The 3494-nt window shown below is 56.6% G+C and carries 2 protein-coding genes and 1 pseudogene; all 3 read right to left on the reverse strand.

What is annotated here, in order from left to right; translation table 11 throughout:
- Positions 1-165, reverse strand: a pseudogene (locus AAGW05_RS18345) (allantoinase); the annotation flags it as partial.
- Between the two features lie 82 nt (positions 166-247).
- Entirely contained in the window at positions 248-982 is a 735-nt protein-coding gene (locus AAGW05_RS18350; protein ID WP_411805999.1) for an aspartate/glutamate racemase family protein, read from the reverse strand.
- 76 nt (positions 983-1058) lie between these two features.
- Positions 1059-2546, reverse strand: a complete 1488-nt coding sequence (locus AAGW05_RS18355) for an NCS1 family nucleobase:cation symporter-1 (protein WP_411806000.1) — start codon at positions 2544-2546, stop codon at positions 1059-1061.
- Between the last annotated feature and the right edge of the window lie 948 nt (positions 2547-3494).

A 3494-nucleotide genomic window follows, 5' to 3' on the forward strand; every position in this document is an offset into this window, starting at 1 on the left:
GGCCAGTTCAATTTCCTCGCGGCCGCGCAACTTGTTGCCCAGCGGTTCGAGCGCGACGACGACACCGTTGCGGACACCGACTTCGCGGGCAGCGATGCCGGCGGTGGTCAGCACCCGCTTACCGCGAATGACGAGATCGAAAGTGTTGGATGTGGGGTCAGTCATTGGATTGTTCCTAATCACCTGGTGCGGATATGCAAACGACGAATGTGGGGTGAACCTGGCTGAAGTCGATTCCCGTATGGTCTTATTGTTCCAGCGTTGCGGGCAGAGGCCAGCCTATGACTTTCTTAGGCCGTGGCGTGGCGTAGGTTCGGACTTTTGAGGTGCTCAGTCCGAGCCGGACCAACGATTCTGCGATGGTGACTGCGGCGGCGACGCCGTCGACCACGGGAACACCCAACCGCGTGCGGATCTGCTCATCCAGGCCGGACATGCCGCCGCAACCTAAGACGATGACTTCTGCCTTGTCCTCCTCCACTGCCTGCGTGGCCTGGTCAATGATTGCGGACACTGCCCGGTCGGGAAATTCCTCCAGTTCAAGCACTCCCAGTCCACTGGCACGCACCGAGGCGCACCGGGCATCCAGGCCTGCGAGTTTAAGCCGGTCCTCAATCAGCGGCACTGTCCTGTCCAGTGTGGTCACAACCGAATATTTATGGCCCAGGAACATTGCTGTGCTTGCCGCAGCCTCGGTGATGTCAACGACGGGGACATCCAGTAGTTCCTGCAACCCCTCCCTGCCGTGCTCACCGTAGCCGGCCTGAATGACGGCATCGAACGGCTCCGGGTACGCCAGTATTGCGTCCATGACAGCAATTGCAGCTAGATAACTTTCAAAATTTCCTTCGCAGGAATCGGCACCAAAACGCGGGGTGATGCCGATGATTTCCGTTCCGGGAGCCGCTACACTGCGGGCCTGCGCGGCGATGGATTCAGTCATAGAGACCGTGGTGTTGACGTTGGCGACGAGGATACGCATTGAATGTATTCGCTTTCTGTGGTGCCGTTGCGGGGGCAGTCCTCAAGAGGGCTGCACGCCAGCGTTTGAAAAATGATTAGTGCATGCTGGGGATGGCGATCGGTTCCCCGGAGACGTCGTCGAAAGTCCGGCTGCGGTCAGCAACGGCGAAGTAAACCACGGCTCCAATACCGGCACCGAAGAACCATGCGAACGGTGAAACAGTGTGGAGAGCAGGGATGTAGGCAATCAGCAAGGAGATCAGAGCAGCGGGAATGAAGGCGATGATGGCCCTTGAATTGATGCCTTTGGTGTAGAAGTACGCGCCGGTGCGGGCCTCCGTATAGAGCTCGGGTACGTTGATCTTGGCTTTACGCAGGAGCCAGTAATCGGCCATGATGACGCCAAACAGAGGGCCAAGCAGCGCACCGAGACCTCCGAGGAAATAGAAGATCACTGCCGGGCTGTTGTAAAGGTTCCACGGCAAAATGATCAAGCCGATGACGGCGCTAACTAGGCTGGCCCGGCGGAAGTTGAGCTTCTTCGGCAACAAGTTGGTCAGGGCGTAAATGGGTGCAACGAAGTTGGCCATCAGGTTCACGGCGATGGTCAGTACTAGCAAGGCCAGTGCGGCCAAGACGAGCAAGAAGGTATTCGGGATGGCCTGGACAATGTCAGCCGGGCTGCTGATGATTACACCATTGATCTTGAACTGGGCGCCCGTGATGACGACAACGATTAGGCCAAACAGGAGCATGTTAATCGGGATGCCCCAGAAGTTGCCTTTAACGATGGCCTTGCGGCTCTTCGCAGAACGGGTGAAGTCGCAAAAGTTCAGCACAAACGTTGCGTAGATCGAGACCCAAAGAGCTCCACCGGCGAAGATTTCACGCCACATTTCGCCACCGGTTAGGGCATCGGGCTTTGACAGGGCAATCGAGCCGCCCGCTTTTGCGAACATCCAGATCGCCAGAGCGACCATCGTGAAAAGGATGATGGGCCCGGCAAAAGCCTCATACTTGCGGATCATGTCCATGCCATAGCGGACGATGATGACCTGAACCAACCAGAGGGCGAGGAAAGTCAGCCATCCCAGAGTAGAGAGTCCGAGGATGGAGTTGTGGTCGAGATTATCCAGTCCCGGCGCTAGTGCGATCAGCAAGACACGAAGGACCAGTGATGCGAGGTAAGTCTGAATTCCGAACCAAGCGATAGCTACACCACCACGAATTAGCGCCGGAATCTGGGCGCCATGGATCCCAAAGGAGATGCGGCTCATCACCGGGAAAGGGACACCCGTTTTGTACCCCATGAAACCCGAAAAGGACAGGAGACCGAACAACAAGACGGCTCCTACGCCCAGAGCCATCAGAATCTGCCAGGCGCCGAGGCCGAGTGCGAACAGGCCAATGGCGAAGCCGTAGTTTCCCAGGCTATGCACATCGTTGGCCCAGAGCGTGAAAATGCTGTAACTGCTCCATCGCCGGCCCTCTCCCTTGGTCGGGGCCAGATCCTGGTTGTACAGCCGCTCACTAATGTCCGGTAGCCCTGGCACATTCGAAGCAGACTCAGGCGGGTGGTGCATGATCGGATCGGGATGGAACCCGTGATGGTGGCTGTGTACCTCTACCGGCGCTGTTGGATCTGTACTCATTGGGAGTCCTATCGTGTGACGAAGATTTGTCTGCGGTTGCACGTCTGGGCATGCGGATCCGGAGCGGGTGATGCCCTGGATCCGAGGTACGTGGAGTGCAGTGAGAGAAGGAGACGACGCCTCTCGCCGAGTTCGGCTGCGTTGACCGAGGCTCAGCTTTTGCGTCGGCATGCAGGGAATCCGGAAGAATTGGCATTGAAATTTTGCGGGCCGGAGCAAACATTAGTGGATGCATCGACGGCTTATCAGCACTGGGCCATGAACTTAACTGGGCGGAGTGCGAGGAGATTTTTCGTGCCCGTTCCTAGGGCCGAACTCCATGTTCTTGACAGCTGCGGGGATCTGCCTGCGGCGGTCGTATTCGGACTCTGAATGCGCCGCCGGAGCGATCAGAACTGTTCAAAAGAAGCGCTGGCAGCAGTGCCTGGCGTCTCTTGGCTGCGACCGAACTCGCTTTCAGCGCAGCAGGTTGGGGAATGGACATTAACCTAAACCAATCTCTGAATTGATCCTCAACATTGAGGATACAAACTACAGTAAGGTAAATCACACATTTCCACAATAGGGTATCAAATATTCACATCGTGGAAGTCGGTCGCTTCTGCCGTCGCGGCGCAAGGTTTACAATTTTGCTCTAACAGACGCATCCATGCGTATCACCCCAACAATGCACTACATCGCTGAGGGTCCATCCAAATGACAATCTCGCTATCGTGGCTGTTGTCTCTGGCTCGTCGTTCGCAGACGGCGAGAGCGCGACTCCTGAATTTTTTGCTCTCGATGTCATTTTCAGGACTCGTCAGCACAGCGAGTCCTTTGTTTCCGGGGTTATGCAGGCGAGTAGTGAACCGTCCTTGGTTTGATGCCGCTGTCTTTTTT

This window comes from Arthrobacter sp. LAPM80 (genome assembly GCF_046736435.1).
In the GTDB taxonomy this organism is placed as follows: domain Bacteria; phylum Actinomycetota; class Actinomycetes; order Actinomycetales; family Micrococcaceae; genus Specibacter.

Coding starts and splice junctions, on each gene's coding strand:
- AAGW05_RS18355 (WP_411806000.1), bottom strand. CDS start 2,546: ATGCACCACCCGCCTGAGTCTGCTTCGAATGTGCCAGGGCTACCGGAC.
- AAGW05_RS18350 (WP_411805999.1), bottom strand. CDS start 982: ATGCGTATCCTCGTCGCCAACGTCAACACCACGGTCTCTATGACTGAA.